Raw genomic sequence first — 19,245 nt, 5'->3', positions numbered from 1 at the left:
ATATTAGACAGCGTAACCCTGTAAGGATAATAATAAATAGAGGGCTTCTTATTAATGGGCTGATATATGGAATTGCGCGAAATTCAACTTTTAGGAACGCTGATGCGCGTCGGTACAACGACCGAAACCGCGCACCTATTGCGTATCTCGCAGCCAGGTGTAAGCGCCCAACTTAAACGCCTCGAAGAAAGAGTAGGCGTCGTTTTGTTTCACCGAAACGGTAAACGGCTTACACCCACCAAAGAGGCTGAAGAAATTTACGCCCTCTCCAAGCCCATATTTGACGCTCATGCGAAAATACGCGGACGTCTACCAGCCCTACGAAACCAGCGAACGAAACCTCCTGTGTTATCTGTCACACCAGCTTTGGTAGACGGGTTTCTAGGGCCCATCTTAAGGCGCGCCGGCTACCGCGACTGGAGGAAATCGCTTAAACTGCTGATACATGCGCCGGAAGAAGATTTGCGAAATCAAGTTGCGGATATCGGCTTGCAGATGGCAGTCCCGCCAAAGGCAGAATTTAAAGCCCACATAGTAGGCAAGACCTCTCTCGTTGCAGTGATGCGGACCGATCACCCCCTCGCACGAGCGCGCGAACTTATGTGTAAGGAAATCGCGAAATTTTCTCTGGTCTGCTATGATCCCGACTGGTCTCCAATGGGAGCGCACATCCGCAGCGCTTTTCGCGTTTGCAATGTTGACTACGAACCTGCCTGCACCACGCCCTTCTGTGCTGACGTTTGTTCTTTGGTGCGTGATTGTGGTGGCATCGGCATCGTTGACGAGATGACCGCGCGGGGAGCCGCCGATCAAACCCTACATTGGCTTCCAATACGCGACATCACTGAAATCTATATCGTGGCATTCTATCGCCGTAATGAGGCATTTTCAGCCGGAGTGTATGACCTATTATCAGCGATCTTAGAAGAGCCGGGGCTTTGTTGAACCAAAGTATGATTGACCTCAAAACAGCGCAAGCAAAGCGGTAAAGCAGACGCCCATTCTGTAGAGGAGAACGACCTATGGAATACTATGGCGGTTTGGACGTGCCGCTGAAAGAGATTTCGATCTGCGTTGTAGACAGGGACGGCGAGACCGTAGCGCGCGGCCGGCTGGTTTCGTTCTGCCAGCGACCTGCATTGATGCCCGTAAGGCGCACATAAGATTGTCGGCATGGCTCAACAAGTCGGACCCTGCCAACACCGAAGGTCTGTTGTTGATTGGCAACCCGGAACACCGTGTGTTTGTCAGAATAGAACGCCACCGGACGAGCGTGTTGCCCCAAGTAAAGCTCCAGTGCTTCAAAGTAGCTGAATGTGCTCTCGGAATCGACAAACCGCAGCTGTATCGATGTGCTGATGGCATCGTCGATGAAAACGAACAGGGTGCAGGAAGGCCCGCGATCTGTTCGGGCGATCAGCCAGCTTTCAGGCGTCCTTCAATGGCAGCCTTGAGTTCAGGGAGAACGATCATTGTTCGATGGATGGCGCGGCGCTTCTCGTACATGCCTTGAGCGTTTAAGGCGTAGTAGCCGTTCAACTTGGGCAGTTCGTCGTCCGTGTACCGGTTCCGCTTGATGTCTTTGTAGATCGTGGAAGGGTCGCGATCCAAGCGATCCGCGATCGGCATTTCGGCTTCAAGCCATTTTGCAAGCTTGCGACGTTCGACCAGCTTCAGGTGACAGTAGTGGATTCCCATTCTTCATACTCCATGCAACGCTCTGTATTCGTACAGAATTTGCACTTCGTTCGTGAATTCACCCGTAGAATTTCAAGACCCGTTGCGACGCGTTCCTCTATCTCATTTTCATCAGTTCTTCTCTGAAGGCTTCCGTTGGCGTGCGCCAGCCCAGGCACTTTCTTGGCGTGCCGTTCAAGCGATCGCAAATCGATTTCATGTCTCGATTTGAGAGCGCGGCCACGGGTGCATCGCGTGGTAGATACCGCCGTGCGCGCTTATTCAGATTCTCGACTGCACCCTTTTGCCACGGAGCCTGCGGATCGCAGAACCACGCCTCGGTTCCGATACCGGGCTTCAGCTTGCGCCAGTCGCGGAATTCGATCCCTCGATCAAAGGTGATCGATTTTCGCGCCGACTGGGGCAGGGGTTCCATCACACTCATCAGCTTGTTCATCAGGTGCGTCGTACTGCGGTCGTTGTTGCGGAACAGAACGGCAAAGCGCGTTTTGCGTTCCACCAGAGAAGCAACATTGGTTTTACCCTGCGCTCTCTCAAAAATCATGAGGTCGCCTTCCCATTCACCAAATGTTTCGCGGGTTTTAACATAGTCAGGCCGCTGGTGAATCGACCGATCTGGTGGGAAAGCAAGGCCTCGAGGCGTTCGCCTGCGTCTTGGTTGCCGCTTCTTACGGCGATGCGGTAGATACCGCGCCAATTCTTCGGACTGGCCATCGGGTCCGTAAATGTAGGCATAGATTGTCTCGTGGCTGACACGAAGTTCCTGGCCGTCCAACTGAAGTCGACCCGCGATCTGTTCCGGAGACCAGCCAACTTTGAGCTGTTTGATCACGGCATCTCGCAATTCAATAAACCGTACCAGCTTGCGTCGACACGCGCGCCGGTCGACGGCGGACCTCTGTGCAGTCACACCGTAGTAACCGCTAAGATTGGGGAGCTCATTATCAATGTATCTGTTTCGCTTGATCTCGCGAAACACGGTCGAACGATGTCTCCCAATCTCAGCTGCAATCTTGTCCACTGACATCTTCGCGTTCAACATGTCTTCAATCGCGCGTCTTTCACGCAATCCTAACTCTGTGTGGGCCATGTCCGTTCTCCTTGCTTTCCAGCAAGATAGGGGATTTGTCGCAACCCAGTTTAGAATGTGCCCCGGCTAAAAGTCCTACACCGGTAATGTGAATTATGTGATAAATTCCACCCAAACCGCAATATCGCAGCACTCAACCCGGCTCCGGTGCAGGCTGTGCCTGCACCGACACATGCACAAGAAGCGCGCAACTAACCAAGCACCTCATAATGGGTCTCCTGTTCGTCCCCCTCCCCCCGCACAGAAGGATACCAAAACCGCTCTGCCGAGCCACAAGCCCGCTTCAGGTCGCGCGCACTCAATCCCTCACGCCGACACGTCCCGTCCCAGACCTCGTCAGCCACCCAAGCATCACGGGCCTGCCGCGTCTTGAAACGCAAAATCTCGCCCGGAAAACGATCGATGGCGCCGTCGCGTTCGAAAACGACATTGATCCCCCAATCGCAATACCGTGCATAATAGTGACGCTTCTTCTTGGACCGCTCTTCGCTCATAGGTGTCTCCTAAGCTGCCGGTGATCGCCCAGCTCATTTACGTTGTGCTCACAGACTATGCGGCAATCCGCGCGTTACAACCCTGGTCGAAGAGTTATCCACATGTCTAGCCGCAGACGGGATCAGCATTCTTTGCTTAGTAGTTCCGACGACAATATCTGAGGCCAAACCGCAACAGATCGTCGGCGACCTCCTGCACGCCGAGATCAGCGAAAAGCAGGCGCGTTCGATCAGATACCAGATGAGGATTGCTAAACTACCACTGGCCAAGGAGGTCGATGAGTTCAGCTTCGAGAACACGCCGGTCAACGAAACCCTGGTGCGCGATCTGGCCTCCGGAGAGTTCCTTGAACATCAACGAGGGTCGGGGCATATACGAGGTACAGAAGCTCCTGGGACACACCCAGATCAAGACAACCCAGAGGTATGAGCTACTCCCCGATCATTGGACAGGATCTGGCATAAATTAAGCTACTCGTTGCACCTGCTGATCGGGTTGGGTTCCGTCTTTTCTCAGCCAATAAAGCATGGCGGGCGGTCTGCCGCCAAGGGCTGAGTGAGGGCGTTGGTGGTTGTAGAAGGCCATCCATTTTCGAATTCCCGCCTTGGCTTCTGATCCGCTCTCCCAAGCATGCAGATAGACGCATTCGTATTTCAACGTCCGCCATAGCCGCTCGATAAAGATGTTGTCGAGGAACCGGCCTTTTCCGTCCATAGATATGCGGATGCCGGACCGCCGCAGTCGGTCGGTCCATGCAAAGGACGTGAATTGGCTGCCTTGGTCGGTGTTCATAATCTCGGGCGGGCCGAACTTGTGGATGGCTTCGTTCAGCGCCTCGACGCAGAAGTCCGCCTCCAGCGTGTTTGAGATGCGCCAAGCCAAAACCTTGCGGGTGTGCCAATCCATGATCGCCACCAGATAGAGAAACCCACGTCGCATCGGCAGATAGGTGATGTCCGAACACCAGACCTGGTTGGGCCGCTCGACCCTCAACCCCTTCAGCAGATAGGGATAGATCTTGTGCCCCTTCGCTGGCCTGCTGGTATTGGGCTTCTGGTAGATCGGCATCAATCCCATCAGGCGCATCAGTCGGCGTATCCGTTTCTCATTCACCAGATGGCCGTCGTTGCGCAGGTGCCAGGTCATTTGCCGGACACCGAAGAACGGGGTCTCCAAGAACTGCTCGTCGATCCGCCGCATCAGATCGAGGTTCTGCGCGGTCTCGCCCTTCGGCGTGTAATAGAATGACGAGCGTGAGATCGACAGCAGCCTGCACTGCTGGACGACAGACAGCCGGGGGTGACCAGGCTCAATCATGCCGCGCCTCACTTCCCGCCCCAGGGCTTGAGCTTTCGTTCCAAAAAAGAGTTGGCTACCGCCAGCTCCCCGATCTTGGCATGGAGCTCCTTCACTTGCTCTTCGTCGATCTCGGGCTTTTTTCGGCCGCCGCGTTCGAACACACCGGATGCGCCCTCGAGCAAAGCGCGTTTCCATTGGTGGATCATCGTCGGATGCACCCCAAACCGGCTCGCCAGTTCGGCTGCGGTCTCCTCGCCCTTTAAGGCCTCCAGCGCGACCTTCGCCTTGAACTCCGGCGCATGCTGCTTGCGTTTAGACATCTCTAATCTCCTTCGTGTTGAAGATCAGCAGACTGCATATTGTAGCTTATGTCAGTGTCCGAATTTCGGGGGGTAGCTCACCTCTCCATTTCTCCTGACCGACTCTGTTGCCCCGCATATGTCCCCTGAGAGTCAACTCTGGGTCCGCCAAAGGCTATATTGCTACGCGCCGCAGGACCCACCACTGTTGGATGTCGCTAAAGTAAGGTGACAAACTCACAGGCCCTATCCGTGAGCGGAGCCATATACGATAACGCCTATACCCCCGGGTGGCACTTGCCCCCCTGCCCTACCAGAACCGAAAGACCTCAACCGTTTCCAGCAGAGGCCTTCCCGCAGGTAAACCGGCAGCTAGGTTCACAGCAGCTATTTACTGCGCAGGCTCCAGCTTAGCCAGCTCTTCTTGCAATGCACGGGCATATGCATTCCGTGCAGTCTGAGCGATTGCTTTCCGCTGCTCAAGACGCTGGATTTCAGCATCTACAACCTGAATGTTGCCCAGCTGTGCTTTGGCTTCGTCTGACAGTTTGTCGACTTCATATGACTTACCGTCGATGTCGATTGTTTGGCCTTCAGCCATGTCTGCACTCCTAAAGTCTCTTGAGGTTTAGATGTGGAAAGGGGCCACCCAAAGGCAGCCCCAATCTGTAATCTGTAAGCCGGTTGGCTTAGCTGAAGATGAAGTCCGAAGTGGACAGATCAGTTACACCAGTCAGGTTGATCGCAATATCCGCAGCATCAAGCGCCTGGTCGCCATTTACATCGACATAAAGTGTGTTTGTGGACGTATCCAGCACCGCTTCATCTGTGACACCTGTGAACGCAGTAAGGACAGCGCCGTAGCCATTGGCTTCGCCGACATATTTACCGTTACCGTTGGCTGTGGTGATCGCCAACTTGTCTGTACCAGACAGGAAGTCAGTGATGGTATCTACGTTAACGCCGTTGCTGTCCGTCGCGACTGCGAACGTGAAGGTGTCTGCACCATCACCACCGGTCAGCATGTCTGCACCAGCACCGCCGGAGAGGTTGTCATCACCGGCACCGCCGATGAGAACGTCCGCACCAGCGCCGCCAACGAGAACGTCGTTACCTTCACCACCGTCGATGGTGTCTTTGCCAGCACCACCAGTGAAGGTGTTTACGCCAGCGCCACCAGTCATGGTCACGTCGTTCGCGTTGCCAGTAACATCAACGGTCACGTTGCCTGTGGATGCAGATGCATCAACAGTCTTAACCGAAGTCAGTGCTGTGTCGATAACAGCAGATGCATCACCGGAGATGTTGACAGTGGTATGATCAGCCGCACCAAGACCAACGGTGAATGCATTTGCTGCTGTTGGAGTTGCACCTGTGTTATCAAGTTCCAGGTTCAGGGTTTCAACGCCAGCCGCCGACAGAACGCCGAAATCTTGTGCCGCATCAGCTTCCGCCAATTGAACATTCAAGACGTCGGTTGTTTGAACGCCAGCACCTGTTACCGCAATAGTAGTAACATCGGTTGTGGCAGTTGCAGCTGCGCCGAAGTTAACTGTTGCACCCGTATTCAAACCAGAAATGGTGTTGTTACCATTTACACCTGCACGGAGGTTGACAGTCTGAAGGTCGTCAAGGTTGGCCAAGTTGATGCTACCGGCAAGAGCGTCGGTGATCGCAAGAGCTTCAAAGTTGCTGAAGGTCTTCTCTTCAACGTCGTTTGTAGCTCCCGAAGCGACTGTCGAAGTCAAACCGATTGTATCAACGCCCTCGCCACCATCAATCAAAGCACCAGCTGTGAGGTTGCCGGTTACGGAAACCATGTCATCGCCAGCGCCAGTGTTGATCTTCTGAGTAGCACCGAGATTGCCAGAAACTGTTACGGCGTCTTCGCCAGCGCCGGTATTAACTGCGGTAGCAGTATCATCAACAGTTACAGTCAGGCCGCCAGCATGATCAGCAGCAGCAACTGTTGTTACAGCTGTGAATGCGCCAGCACCCAGATCCAAAGAACCGTCACCAGTAACTGTCAACGACGTCAGGGACGCGAGGTCGGCAGCACTAAAGGTCAGTTCGTTGGCACCAGTTGCAGCTATAGAAGCGGAAGTGGTCGCTGCACTTGCTACGCTCTCCAGGATGGTAACATGCGCGTCTTTTGCTGCGATGTCATAGCTCGTGGCTGCGTTTGCACTGAGAGCTGCGAGGTTCAAGTTGATATCGGTCGCTGCTGTGCCAACTGTATCAAGGTTCAGTTTAAGTTCAGTTGCGGTAGAGCCGCTGACAGTCACAGATTGCGTCTGGTTGGAGACGCCCAGTTCTGCTGCACCGATGTTTGCCAAACGTGCTACGGCAGTACTACCAGCAACATTGACATTAGTAACGCCAGTCGAAGAACCCAAGTTCAGAGTTGTACCAGCTGCGGCACGCACGTTCACTACTTCAATGCTTGTGAGCGAAGGAGCAACATTGGTGCCATTCAAAGTGACGTTCAAGGTGTCAATACCCAAGCCGCCATCTAGCTGATCTACGCCTTGAAGAGTTTGAACCAGGTTCCCAGCACCATCTTGCTCAACGCCTGCGTTGAATTTGTCGTTATCCGATGTGCCGACGAAATTATCAGAACCTGTAGTGAGCGTGAAGGTGTCGCCTGGGTTAGCTGCCCCACCAACGAAATCATCAGTCGCCTGTTTAGCGGCTTCAACGGTTGCTTCGTCTTCAGTCACGCCGTTAACGGAAGCTACAGCTGCGGCTTTCGCTGCGGCATCAAACTCGAAGCCAGGAACGTTAGCAACTGATTCCGCCCAATCCAGACCGACTTCGATCTTGTTGTCGAGAACGGATTTATCAGATGTACCCAAGTCGACATCATCACGAGCGCCCATGATGATCTTTTCGACCATATCGCCGGCGGAAACGCTGCCATCTGCGAGAACGCCGGTCCAGAAATCCAGGCCTTCTTGCTCAGGAACACGGCCGAAAAGGTTAACGTAGATGCTTGTGACGAAAGCGTTAGGTGTAGAAACACCAGGTGTCGTCAAGAAAGGGTAGAGTGCTTCGGCTTCGTCGGAAGAAGCGAAGTCAGCTGCGATAGTGTTGAACTCACGACCGTTGTCGATTTGATCAATCCAAAACTGCAGACCATCTGGGTCGGGGGCGCGATCAAAATACCCAATGTAGAGGGCTGCGAGATCTTGCTTTTGCTCAAGAGTTGCCATGTTTAATTCCTGCTTTGTGAACATTCACGATAGGGCTCATTTGGGCGATTCTAGATTCGATCCAGTGCAACCTTTGGAGCGCTGAATCGGATCACCTAACGACCGCTAATACATGGCTACCAAACCTAGAAAATTGGCGCAAGGAAAAATGTGCAGTAAAAAATATACCATCTGCTTCGATCCTGTGTTATCAAAGAATGGACAGTGGTTGGGTGCATGACTTAGTGCCTTTTCCCGTTCGTTTCTGGCTAGAATGCCACTTCACTTGCCGGCGGATGCAGGCTGGTGAAGTATAAACTTGAGAGTGTGCTCTGATGTCCAATTCGACAACCTCTAAGCCTGTGGTTTCTGACAGTGTCGATCCCCGTGTCGAACTCGGCGTTTGGTTGAAATCTTTGCGCGAAGAGCAGGGTCTTTCTCAACGCGCTTTGGCTAAACAGCTGTCACTAGACTACTATACCTTTATTTCCCAGTTAGAAACCGGCCGGGGGAAGATCCCAAGTGCTCGGTATAATGACTGGGCCAAAGCCCTTGATCAGAACCCGAAGACGTTCATGAAAAAGCTGCTGAAGCATTATGAACCGGAAGCCTATGATATGCTGTTTGGCAATAGCGAAGCGATCTAACGAGCCGATACTGACTTCGCACACAGGTAGAATGTAACGCTCTGGGTTTGCACGTGACTGATTTCAGTTGGCTCCGCGGCCTCCTGTCGAGTTCTTGATGCCGCCTCCATACTTGGCGACATGGAAATTGTCACTTTGGGACATATCTATGCTGTTGGCCGGGACATCTACACCATCACTAAGCGGTTTCTGTTTTTGGCCTGATGAACCGCGAGGGCTGCCCGGGCGCGTGATTTCGAATCGTTACCGGCGAGCGCGGGCACCCTTTAGGCAGGTGCTCGCCCTTTTCACCGCCTGAAACAGATAAAAAGGCACGAATGGGCTTCAACCACGTAGAATTCAGATGGATCTATCGCCTCAGAATGCGCTTCTGGAACGTGATCACTCTCATCACGAGCTACCTGCAAGAACCCTACTTTCAATATCTCGATCACGGATAGCCTCTTATAAACAGTGTCTATTAAGAAAATCATAGGTTCCCGCGCTCGTCAACGAAACGTTGTTTGTCGAACTTATTCCGTTGCGCATCTTTTTCTAGCATTCCATCCTAATCTTGGTGTAAGACTCAAAAAAACAATGAGAGGCAGTATGACAGGCATTATCGGGTCGGACCAACTTAGAGCTTATAGCACCACTATACGTGACGCTCTCTCGCGGCATACGGCCAAGCATCTGTCGCCAGATACCCGTAAGTCGGACAAACCGATGCGCCGTTTTTCAGTTAAGGAAACCGCTGAAGCACTACGGGTTAACTACTCATCCCTGCGACACTACGCCAAGATTATCGAGGGGTTTCCATCGGGAAAACTAGAAGCTGGCAACCGGCGGACATTTTCCGGGGAAGAGGTGCATGCGATACAGGACTTGCTTTTTCAGGCAAGAAAGATCCCGCTGTCTATGTATCCCAGAAAGGAGCCCGGAGACGTAACCGCAAAGCTTGCCGTCTATAACCTGAAAGGCGGTGTTGCGAAAACTTCACTGTCCGCCAATCTCGCGGAATTCCTTGGCTTGCGCGGGTTTCGCTGCCTAATTATTGATTTGGACCCCCAAGCCAGCCTGTCAGATTTGTTTGATGTTCGCGCAGATGCTCAGTTGGACGATGGCGATGAAGCAGTTCATTCCATCTATGATATCCTTAAATACGATGACCCTGTTCCGATCACCGACGTGATCCAAGCGACATATTTCCCGAACATCGATATCGTTCCGGGCTCAATGAACATGACTGAGTTCGAGTATGAGACGTCGGCGTCCTACATGAATGGAACACAACAATCTCAGCCTTGGCACCGCAAGATTTCAAACGCGTTGCGGCTAGTCGAAGAGTACTATGACATTATCCTCTTCGACACGCCGCCCCATATGAGCTTCGCGGTGATTGCCGCAGTGGCCTCAGCAACCGGGCTTCTGGTGCCAGTATCGGCTGGCATGCTCGATGTCGTGAGTTTGGAAAAATTTCTCGACCTTGGTGCGGGCACGCTTGAAGTAGTGGAAAGTGTCGAGAAAGATAAGCGCTATGATTTCATACGCTTCGTTTTGACACGCTACAATCCCAATGATCAGGCGCAGCTTCAACTGAGCTCTTTCCTGCGCGCGCAATTGGGCGACGCGATGCTGCAAGCCGACTTCCTTCAATCTACTGCAATCGGGGATGGTACAAATACCATGCAACCTTTGCTGGAGGTAGGCCCCGCGGGCGTGACGCGAAAGACCTATGACCGCATCTTCGACAGCTTGCAGAAGATCGCCCATGAGGTTGAGGCCGAGGTTATGAAAAGCTGGGGCCGCGAGCAAAAATCTCAGAGGGATAACTGATGGCCCGGAAACTTTTCAACGACGTAGAGAAAGACGAAGTGGCCGAAAAGGCCTCTGCTCAACCTGTAAAGCGGCGTGCGCCACTTATCCGTGGCGGTGCTGCCGCGCCAAAGTACATTGAAGGCTCGGTGCAGTCTGCGACTGAACGCACCCACGAAGACATTCCAGTCGATCAGATCCAAGATAGTCTGATCGAAGATCGGATCGACATCACCGAAGGGCTCAACGAACTCGTCGAATCGATCTCCAGAAATGGCCAACAAATCCCGATTATTGTCCGGATCGTAAACAAAGAACGGCCTTACGAGATCGTCGCGGGTCGGAGGCGCCTCGCGGCCATGCGGCGGCTTGGCAAGGCTACAATCCGCGGTTTCATCACGCGGATGTCTGATGAGGAAGCCTTTGTCGCGCAAGGCATCGAGAACTCGGCGCGGCTGGAGACCAGCTTCATAGAGCGCGCGCGAACAATCGTAAAGGCCAAAGAAGCCGGTTTCACACAAGAGAATATCGCAGAGTTCCTTGGTATTGTTCAATCACTGGTTTCAACGATGTCCCGGATTTACGAAATGATTGGGGATGAGGTGGTCCTCGCGATTGGCCCTGCCCGCGGTGTAGGACGCCGCAACTGGGAGAAACTGGCTAAATTGATTTCTACAAAGCAACTGGCGAAGCAGGATGTGGTCAAACTTGTCGACAGCACGCTTGAAGATAGCGTTGCGCGGTTTGAAAACCTTCAAGCGAAGCTTTCCAAGGCAGTATCCCCCAGCAAATCCCGAGCGAAATCGGTTCCGGTCCGGCGTACTGCCCTCTTGGAAGGGCGTTACGCGATGGTGCGGAAACCAAGACAACTGGTGATTAAGGCTGAGAAGGATCTCTCTGACGATCTCTTAGATTACATATCGGAGAATATTTCAGACCTTATATCCAACTATCAGAAGCTCAAAGGAAGGAATGATGACTAGATAAGTATCTGATATAAAAGATTAAAAATATTATCACCGCGGTGATAATTCGCGCTCGACCAACTGGTATACAAAATGAGGAGCAGACACGTGGCATAAAAAAGGCCCCCCGAAACGCGAATTCCGGAGAGGCCATTAAGGTCTTGTAGCAAAGCCTTCATAGCTTATCTCCGAATCTCTTTCAACACCGCATTTCGGTGAATGGTCAAATATTGCCGTCTGAAATTTAATGACTACAGGAATGTCCACAGTATATTCGTGTGGGCAAACGGATAACGTTTGCCTTAACGAACCGATCTCACCTCAGGCATGGGACCGCTGGGAGGTCCTCAACTTAGTCCAAGACCTGAGGAAGGTGCTTGGATTGAAGGATCGTGATATCATGGTCCTGCGCGCCCATCTATCGGTTCTCCCTGCAGGCCCGTTGTACCCCGGGCAGCTTAACCTTTCCTTCATGAAGGTTAGCGAGATCTTAAAACGGGCATGCGCAATGGACGAGCGCCGTTTTAACCGCGGAGAGGTTCGGCTAGAAGAGCTCGGACTGATCCATCGTAAACTCAGCGCAAACGGCAGACGCTTTCCCGAACGCAATGCAGCTGACAAGATCATCGGGGGCTATGGCATCGACTTGAACCCTTTGATGGCGCAACTCCAAGAACTTAGCCAATTACGGACAAAAATCGAAACGGAGAAACGTGCTCTGCGCCAAAAGCGCAACCTAGTCTCGGCCCGCTTTCAATGCGTAATTCGGAAACTCTATGGGATTGGCGTAGAACTGCCGGTCCATATTACGCAGCTGAAGGATAGGCTGCGCAATACCCTGCGCCGCAAAAGCCTCTCCTTTGAAGAACTCGAGGTTCTCGAGACCGAAGTCTGTGCCCTCGAAGAGAGCCCCTGCCCTAGCGCCAACGAAACTTCAACTTTCCTTGCAGTTGAACCGAACTCCGCGGTTTCGACTGAACAGGATACGACAGAAATCGGCCATCTCGGAAGCCAGTCGGAACCTACCAAATCCGGGGTCGATGCCTGTCAAACTGTCCGGCACGTAGAGTCAGAACTAAAAGAAAAATACAAAGAGGAAGCCCTAGCAATTGATGGGTCTAAAGTCTCGGCTTTTTGGCGTCAGACGAATACGCTACAGTGCTTTTACCCAGACCCTCCTAGACGAGCGAATGAGCTCGCAACGATATTATTCGAATTTTCTTCCTATCTTGGACTTGGACAGCAAGTTGTGGTCAAAGCTCTGTCCGCCTTCGGGTGGGCAAATCTGATTCTTGTGCTAGATTATCTGGCTGAGCGCGTAGACAAGCTGAAATACCCAAATGGCTATCTCACGACGATGATCTGCTGCTATCAGAAGGGAGAATCCGTTGCCGCGGGCCGCATACGGGTAGGTGCTTTAGCGCATTAGCAAATTCGGAGGTTAGAGTCAGTCTCGCTCCCTGCCCTACTTATGTTCCGTGGGATATTACAGGTCACACACAAAGAGGAGACCGCGGAACATAGGTTCGTGCGAATACGAACCATGGTGATGAAGAACCGACGCGGATGGCCTAGTTAACTTCGCCATAGAACGCCGTAGCGTGGAGCCAAATGGGCCTACAGGTCATTACTTACGCGTACATCCTAAATTTAGGTAAGATCGATATGGGCCCCAACCAGTTTAGCAGAACGAAGTATCATGTCGTTCCGCAAAGCCATGCGGGAAGCCGCCTTACCCCTGGCGGGCTTGCGGGCTTTCCCGCATGGCTTCACCGGACTATTGAGACACCTATATTAAGGAATGTAGCGACTAGTTTGAAGTTCTTAATTCTTATTAGGGAAGACTTCACTACGATGGCCAAGATTACCGAGAAGAATGTATGTGATCTCAGGACTTGATGTCTCTGCTTGCGTAAAACCGCGGGATAGATAGTGACGATATCGACTTCACCGAACCGCAAATCAACACCGACTGCGGTGGAACGCAGGACACAATGACCCATTGGTTCGTCTCCGCTGGCTTGAGCCGCCAGTTGGTGATTTCAGCAAGGCGAAATACTCGGCCATGTGTTGTCTGTAGCGCATTAGTGATAGCACAGAAAACTTAGATCAGCGTTTTAAGTTGTTAACTCGCCTTCTTATCGGTTCCCTCGAAAAGGAAGGTAAGTTCCAATCTGTGATTGGACGAGCTTCGAACTGTCATTATCACCGCGGTGATAATTTTTTTTCACTCTTAAAACAGTTAGATAGTGGTTTGTATGAATTAGATATACGCTAAAGTCAATAGAACCTTGGTTATGGGGCGGAACTAACCGAGCCTACCGATACGAACATGCCATGTCGAAACGGCGTAGCCAGTACGCACTACGACATTCCCGGATCGCGAAAAGAACCTGAGTATGTGGCACTCGGGTTGAAATCTATTTGTGAAAACAAGTAAGCGGGGCATATTCAGGCCAATACCTAGAACGGCGACCTACGTTAGGTTGCGTCTCGTCCTTATGTCCGCAGTATGCACTACGATCTATGATATGTGATTCGTTTTATAGATTAAACTCCGGCTCGGAGGGAACTCGTCGGAGGACACATTCATTCAAGCCTCATTACGGCGTTTCGCGGCGAACTTCTACCGTGACCCGACCCGTTGAGGCGTCAGTCTGGCCCCGGCGTGGGGCTTTGTCCCTCGGGTTTTAGTCCTTTCGTTATGACCTTCCTTGCATTGCCATCCCACGCTTCATCTGGTGGTTCTGTGGTGATCCGTAGTACCGCGGTTTTATCTTCTTGCCGGATGACAATTGCTTCGCCTGCGCCGGTTCTTTGGAGCGTGACGGTACAGGGAGAATCGGTAACTTTTCTCAAGAGTGTTCGGAGATGGATTAGCCAGTCTGCACGTGACCATCTGGCGGCATCCCGAGAAGGTCTGCGAGATTTTGGAGCTGCGCCTGCATTTGGGACTGTTCCTCGATCATTTCGACGAGACCTTCGAGTGTTTGGATGTGCAAGCGCTGCAGATCCTGCAACGTGGGGTGCGTAGGGCTGCGCTGCGCGATATCGCGCATGGCCAGGGCCGCGGTGTTCAGGTTCTTGTCGATCCTCGTAAGCTGCTCCACGAACTGGTCGAGCCTGTCCGTTATCGGGGGCGCGGCCTCGCGCGCCAGAAGCGCTTCCAGCAGATCGATCAGTTGGATCAGCCGAGCTTCGGTGGTTTGTGTCATAGATGGTCTCCAGAATTTGGGCCGTTCGGTAGAACCCCGTGAGGTCGAGGCGGCGGAAGGCGCGGTGCAAGAGGGCCGCGTTGAGCGCGGCGGTTAGCTTCTGACCAAGACCTGCCAGAAGAGAGATCAACTGGGTCTTGAGGCCGCCCATGGGGTGGGGGCGTGCGAGGGTTTCTTGGGGCTTAGCGGGCGGCAAGCCAGACATGGGATAAATCAACCCTAAGTTGTTTTTTGCCCGACGTTCCAACGCGTTCTGCAGGCGCTGAGGCGCGCGCTTGATCGCGATCCAGCGGGCAAGCTGGGCGTCGTAAGGATCGATGGCATCTTCCGCGCCGTCGCCGAGAGCGGCGCCCTTGAGCGTGATGCGTGGGCCTGGCTCTTGCAGGGGTCCACAGGTAATGCTCGTGGTGCTTTCGCTGGTGACCCCCCAGCGGTAGGGGGCGAGACCTTGGTGGACCTTTTGCCGGAGTGCGTCGCGGTCCGTCGTGTCCTGTTGCAGGGCTCGGCGCGCGAGAGCCCATGCGCGGAACCTGGGGTCCATGGGATCGACGCCGAGCTTCGCCCCTTTGGCTGCGCGGCGCATCATTTCTGCGACCTCTTTGGCCATCCAGGAGGGTGGGGTGATGGCACGCCGTCTCTTTGGATCGCGCGGGTCAAACCAACCATAATGATCATTGATGAGATCGGTATAGGCGTCCCAATCCGCACGACTTGAGATCATGGGGGGACGAGGGTTCCAACTGCGCAATGGCGCGCCGGGAAATCCCACCGCGCGGGGCATCAGAATGTTGACCTCGAGCCTGCCGAGATGAGTATGGGTTCCGACCAAGATCGGTGGGCGGGCATCTTCGGGAATGCCGGCGCAGGCGAGTTCCAGAAACAGCCGAACCGTGCCGTCGATGGCCTGACGCAGAGTGGGCTCGCGGTTGTTGAAACGCGCCACGTCGAGCTCATCTTCGGCCCAGCTGAGGGTGGCGCAGCGGTACCGACATCGAAAGGGCAGGCTGTCGATCATCAACCCCACGAGGGCGGGATCTCCGAGTAGCACTTCGGGGGCAGGGTGCCGTCGTGTCACGCAGGTCTGCCGTTGTGCGGTCTTTGTGACCTCCGTCTCCAGCAGATAGCGGATCACCTGCGTGGCAGGACCGGTCTGATGTTTGGACCAAAGCAGGATCATCCGACGGGCGCCCCGGAGGGAGCATCTTTGTCGATGAGTGCCGTGACTTGACACAGCTGATCTTCGATCCTTGCCAGCTGTGCCAATGCGCCAAAAGCGCAGAGGGCAGGGGGGCTGCTGGCCTGCAGATCGGCCAGTTGCATGAGGGCGGCATGTGATGCGGTCAAGAGGCGAATGGCCTCTACGGTCTCCGGACGGGGTCGGGACGCCGCGCGGCGCAGGCAGGTATCGACCGCAAAGGCTGAGATCGATTTGCCGGCACGGTCTGCTGCCGCGCGCATACGGGCCCATTCATCAGGGGTGGCGTGGATGCGCCGAGGCGCGGTCTTGTCATCTCTCGTGGTCCTGTGGCCCATTGATCCTGTCCTCCTGTCGCGGGCCCGTCCCGGGGGCCTCGCTCTTCTGCCGAGGCCCGCGCCTCTCACCTTTAGAATAATCAGGGGGAAGGGGGGGCCTTGGAAACCCTTCTGGACGAAGGGCCGCGGGCTTGGGGCCTTCTCGAAGCAAATAGAGAGTGGGGGATGCGGCCAATGACACAAGGGTCTGCGGGGCTTTGCAGGGGCCTGAGGGCCCAACTTGCAGCAATCCAGAAACTCTGTCCGGGGAAGGGGGGCGGGACCTGCCTCGCGAAAGATCGCATAAAGATTTACGCGTATTCTGCGCGTCCTGATGTCCGAGGCAGCGTGAGGGGGCGCGCTGGATTTTGGCGGCTGCCCGGCGGGGCTGGAGATGGTTTGGAAACCGAGACGGGCCTTCTGGCACATGAGTTGCGCCAGAAGGTGGCGGTGATATCAAGAAACCGTCCACGACTTTCTTGTGATGTCCCAAGGGTGTTTTGGTGGGCTTGAGATACGGGGGCAGGGGAGGGTCTCCTCTGATCGCGCGTGAGGGATTGGTATCGCCCTGCTGGCCGAATTGATATCAAGAAATCATATGATCCAAGTCCGGGCCCGATTACGGTGATGACGGCCCCCTGCGCAAACCTGTCTTGGCGCGCGCCGACCGCCCGGAGGGCGTTCGATGCCCGGGGGCTTCCATCGTTGGGGCTTTGCGCGAGAACTGTTTGGTACATCGTGAGATTCTACTGATCCGCTTTGGTGCTGGAGGCCATTGGTTCGTGCCTTATGTAGCGGCAGTAGGCCCTGGATATTTTTGAAAGAACATTATGATCAAGTTGCTGTTGGTGGATGACGAGCCCGACATTCTGGAAGTTGCCGAGCTTGCCCTGACGATGAGTGGGGAGTTCGATATTATCGCCTGCGCCTCAGGCGCCGAAGCGATCGACCGTGCGCGAGATCTCCTCCCGGAGGTGGTGCTGCTGGACTATAGAATGCCCCAGATGCGCGGGACCGAGGTGCTGGATAGGCTGCGCAAGATCAAAGGCCTGGAACAGGTGCCTGCCATCTTCTTGACGGCTCAGGTCGATGAGGCTTCCAAGTTGGCGTTGCAGGGTTTGGGGGCGAACGGGGTAATCGACAAACCATTCGACCCTATGACCTTGGCGGCACAGGTCAAAGCGTTCCTGAAGAGGGCATAGGTGGGGTTTTGGGAGGATAGAAGACGGGTGGCTTGGCGCCTTGGCGCGCCGTGCTTCTCGGCCGCTGTTTGTGCCTTGAGATCTTAGGTATTCGGTTGTTCTGTGGCAAATATGCACTTTCTACTTCAGGTTGCCGAGCATAGGGTGGCAGGAATGATGAAACGAACGCCCCGGATGGCTCCATGATCAAACTGCTACATGTCGATGATGAGGCCGACATCCTGGAGATCGCCCGGATGGCGCTCGAGATTTCCGGGGGGGTCGAAGTGGTGAGTTGTCTCTCTGGCGAGAGGGCTCTTGTGGCCGCAAAGCAGGGCGCTCCAGATGTCTTCTTGCTGGATGTCATGATGCCCGGCATGACCGGGCCCCAAACATTGGCGGCTTTGCGAGAGGTGCCGGGATTGGCAGATGTTCCTGCGATCTTTCTGACGGCGTCTCAGCATGACGGCAAGGAGACCGAGCTGCTGGCGGCAGGAGCCATAGCGGTTCTCAAAAAGCCGTTCGATCCTTTGACGCTAGGCGATGAGATCAAAAAGGCGTTGAACGGCAACTAAGATCATCCAATGTGAGGCCTGAGGGAACGGGGTACGTGCTGATCCGGGGCATCGTTCGATGGTTTTATCCAGGGTATCCTAACTCCAGAGGGGACGTGATATCAAGAAATCACACCCTCGTTGTATTGCCCGCCTTGCGAGCGCCCTTGCCTTTGCCGCCCTTCGGCTTTGCGCGCGCTCTCCAGCGAATGGCTGCATAAAGTATGGGGGATCACGCGCATTCATTGGCGGGCCGGCTGATGAGACTTTAAGCAACTTCATAAATTCACCCGGAAGAAAATTCAGCAAATTCCTTGCCCCAGCCTTGTAGGCGGTATTTTGGCGCATAACCTCTTAATGACCAAGGAGGGGCGCATCCTCTTCCCGGCGCTGTACACCGCGCAAGCACACAGGTGCAGGCTGGCAAGGTTATCGTGAACTTTATACGCCGAAGCGGTGTCGTCAGACATTGAAGAGCTTCGAACGCTTCTCCGGGTATGCGGCCATAACGAGAAGAGATCTTTGAGAGCCAAGCATTTATCGCGCGGCTTTTGTCTTTTCATTATGCCCTTCTGAGAAAGGGCAGCATATCCAGGAGATCGTCTTATGGACACCACTCTTACGTTGTCGCGCAATTTTGATTGCAAGGTTTCTACCGCAGCCCATGACAGGATCATGAATCTTACGGGTCTGTCGGCCAAGGGCGCCTATCATGATGAATATTTCCCGTACTACAGCCCCCCTGAAACGGGGGATACCCGCCTTTTGGGGCTGCTGGATACCTGCGTGTGGGCGGTCGGTCAGCATATGCCTAAGCTTACCGAGGAGCAGTGGCTGACGCTGTTTGTGATGGTGTGTCGTAAGGGTTCTCTCAACCCTCGTTATGTCTCGGGCATGATGCAGGCCGCAGTGGCAACATTTCAGTATGACGGTGATTTCTCGCGGGAGGATATTGATGCCTTCGCCGAGCTTCAGCCGATCAACTGGTTGGCAATCGCTCTGGTGGCAAACCGCTTTCACGGGGAGGGCTGGTTTCACACGGATGATCTGCGCCATACCATTTCTGAGTATACGGGTGAGCCTCGTGAATGCGTATTTCTTGATGATCCTTCGGTTGAGGACTGCTGGACGCTGGCCTCCATCCAGTCGGTGAAGGGCATGTATGTTGCCCATTGGGTATATGTTGACGGTACGAAGGCTACTCTGACGCTTGACGCCTCTTTCACGCTCGCTGGTTTTGAGTGCGAAACGGACCGGCATCTGGCTCCGGCTGACAAGACCATGTCTTGCTTCTTGTTCAAGCCT

General features: G+C 54.1%; 15 protein-coding genes and 3 pseudogenes. 9 read left to right on the top strand and 9 right to left on the bottom strand.

The window, feature by feature from the left end; all coding sequences use genetic code 11:
- Positions 1–66: 66 nt before the first annotated feature.
- Positions 67–945, top strand: a complete 879-nt coding sequence (locus tag HTT03_RS00425; RefSeq protein ID WP_174857927.1) for a LysR family transcriptional regulator — start codon at positions 67–69, stop codon at positions 943–945.
- Between the two features lie 273 nt (positions 946–1,218).
- Here the strand turns inward: HTT03_RS00425 and HTT03_RS18605 are convergent.
- The 4 genes and pseudogenes from HTT03_RS18605 to HTT03_RS00410 form a co-directional block, all read right to left on the bottom strand.
- A pseudogene (locus tag HTT03_RS18605) lies at positions 1,219–1,405 on the bottom strand (ISNCY family transposase); the annotation flags it as partial.
- A 14-nt stretch (positions 1,406–1,419) separates the two neighbouring features.
- Positions 1,420–1,698: pseudogene (locus HTT03_RS00420) on the bottom strand (helix-turn-helix domain-containing protein); the annotation flags it as partial.
- A gap of 97 nt (positions 1,699–1,795) precedes the next feature.
- Positions 1,796–2,788: an IS30 family transposase gene (locus HTT03_RS00415; RefSeq protein WP_174857928.1), complete on the bottom strand. Its 993-nt coding sequence runs from the start codon at positions 2,786–2,788 to the stop codon at positions 1,796–1,798.
- A 191-nt stretch (positions 2,789–2,979) separates the two neighbouring features.
- A complete protein-coding gene (locus HTT03_RS00410; protein ID WP_174857929.1) occupies positions 2,980–3,282 on the bottom strand; it encodes a hypothetical protein in 303 nt (100 codons plus the stop codon).
- A gap of 166 nt (positions 3,283–3,448) precedes the next feature.
- On the opposite strand from HTT03_RS00410, the pseudogene HTT03_RS18535 reads away from it, so the two are divergent.
- Positions 3,449–3,685, top strand: a pseudogene (locus tag HTT03_RS18535) (ATP-binding protein); the annotation flags it as partial.
- 63 nt (positions 3,686–3,748) lie between these two features.
- Here HTT03_RS18535 and HTT03_RS00405 read toward each other — a convergent pair.
- From HTT03_RS00405 to HTT03_RS00395, 3 genes are all read right to left on the bottom strand, one after another.
- Positions 3,749–4,902, bottom strand: a protein-coding gene (locus HTT03_RS00405) for an IS3 family transposase (protein WP_246253309.1) whose coding sequence is annotated in 2 segments (ribosomal slippage) — positions 3,749–4,650 and positions 4,650–4,902 — 1,155 coding nt in all. Because the reading frame shifts where the segments join, the coding sequence is not laid out codon by codon here.
- 370 nt (positions 4,903–5,272) lie between these two features.
- A complete protein-coding gene (locus HTT03_RS00400) occupies positions 5,273–5,482 on the bottom strand; it encodes a DUF6447 family protein (protein ID WP_174857946.1) in 210 nt (69 codons plus the stop codon).
- Between the two features lie 88 nt (positions 5,483–5,570).
- The gene (locus HTT03_RS00395; protein ID WP_174857945.1) at positions 5,571–8,117 is read right to left on the bottom strand and encodes a DUF4214 domain-containing protein; all 2,547 of its coding nucleotides are present in this window, start codon (positions 8,115–8,117) and stop codon (positions 5,571–5,573) included.
- A 290-nt stretch (positions 8,118–8,407) separates the two neighbouring features.
- Between HTT03_RS00395 and HTT03_RS00390 the strand changes: the two genes are divergently transcribed.
- The 4 genes from HTT03_RS00390 to HTT03_RS00375 all read left to right on the top strand — a co-directional run bounded on the left by HTT03_RS00390 (position 8,408) and on the right by HTT03_RS00375 (position 12,907).
- Positions 8,408–8,719, top strand: coding sequence for a helix-turn-helix domain-containing protein (locus tag HTT03_RS00390; RefSeq protein ID WP_174857944.1), 312 nt, complete (start codon positions 8,408–8,410; stop codon positions 8,717–8,719).
- Positions 8,720–9,307: 588 nt separating this feature from the next.
- The gene (locus HTT03_RS00385) at positions 9,308–10,534 is read left to right on the top strand and encodes an AAA family ATPase (protein ID WP_174857943.1); all 1,227 of its coding nucleotides are present in this window, start codon (positions 9,308–9,310) and stop codon (positions 10,532–10,534) included.
- Positions 10,534–11,496 carry a ParB/RepB/Spo0J family partition protein gene (locus tag HTT03_RS00380; protein WP_174857942.1) on the top strand — a complete coding sequence of 321 codons (963 nt, stop codon included), beginning with the start codon at positions 10,534–10,536 and terminating at the stop codon, positions 11,494–11,496. Before HTT03_RS00385 ends, HTT03_RS00380 begins: the two co-directional genes overlap by 1 nt.
- A gap of 229 nt (positions 11,497–11,725) precedes the next feature.
- Positions 11,726–12,907, top strand: a complete 1,182-nt coding sequence (locus HTT03_RS00375; RefSeq protein WP_343035584.1) for a helix-turn-helix domain-containing protein — start codon at positions 11,726–11,728, stop codon at positions 12,905–12,907.
- A gap of 1,447 nt (positions 12,908–14,354) precedes the next feature.
- Here the strand turns inward: HTT03_RS00375 and HTT03_RS00370 are convergent.
- Both HTT03_RS00370 and HTT03_RS00365 read right to left on the bottom strand, forming a co-directional pair.
- Positions 14,355–14,693 (bottom strand): hypothetical protein, encoded by a 339-nt coding sequence (locus HTT03_RS00370; RefSeq protein ID WP_174857933.1) that lies wholly within the window; start codon positions 14,691–14,693, stop codon positions 14,355–14,357.
- Between the two features lie 1,173 nt (positions 14,694–15,866).
- Positions 15,867–16,226: a plasmid mobilization protein gene (locus HTT03_RS00365; protein WP_174857934.1), complete on the bottom strand. Its 360-nt coding sequence runs from the start codon at positions 16,224–16,226 to the stop codon at positions 15,867–15,869.
- 809 nt (positions 16,227–17,035) lie between these two features.
- Between HTT03_RS00365 and HTT03_RS00360 the strand changes: the two genes are divergently transcribed.
- From HTT03_RS00360 to HTT03_RS00350, 3 genes are all read left to right on the top strand, one after another.
- Positions 17,036–17,407 (top strand): response regulator, encoded by a 372-nt coding sequence (locus tag HTT03_RS00360; RefSeq protein WP_174857935.1) that lies wholly within the window; start codon positions 17,036–17,038, stop codon positions 17,405–17,407.
- 182 nt (positions 17,408–17,589) lie between these two features.
- Positions 17,590–17,961, top strand: coding sequence for a response regulator (locus tag HTT03_RS00355; protein WP_174857936.1), 372 nt, complete (start codon positions 17,590–17,592; stop codon positions 17,959–17,961).
- Positions 17,962–18,546: 585 nt separating this feature from the next.
- On the top strand, positions 18,547–19,245 hold a 699-nt coding region (locus HTT03_RS00350; protein ID WP_174857937.1), incomplete at its 3' end, for a hypothetical protein.

Source organism: Sulfitobacter maritimus (assembly GCF_013346665.1).
GTDB classification, from domain to species: Bacteria; Pseudomonadota; Alphaproteobacteria; order Rhodobacterales; family Rhodobacteraceae; genus Sulfitobacter; species Sulfitobacter maritimus.
The sequence above is the reverse complement of the archived record's forward strand: the minus strand, read 5'-3'. Positions and strand labels throughout refer to the sequence as shown.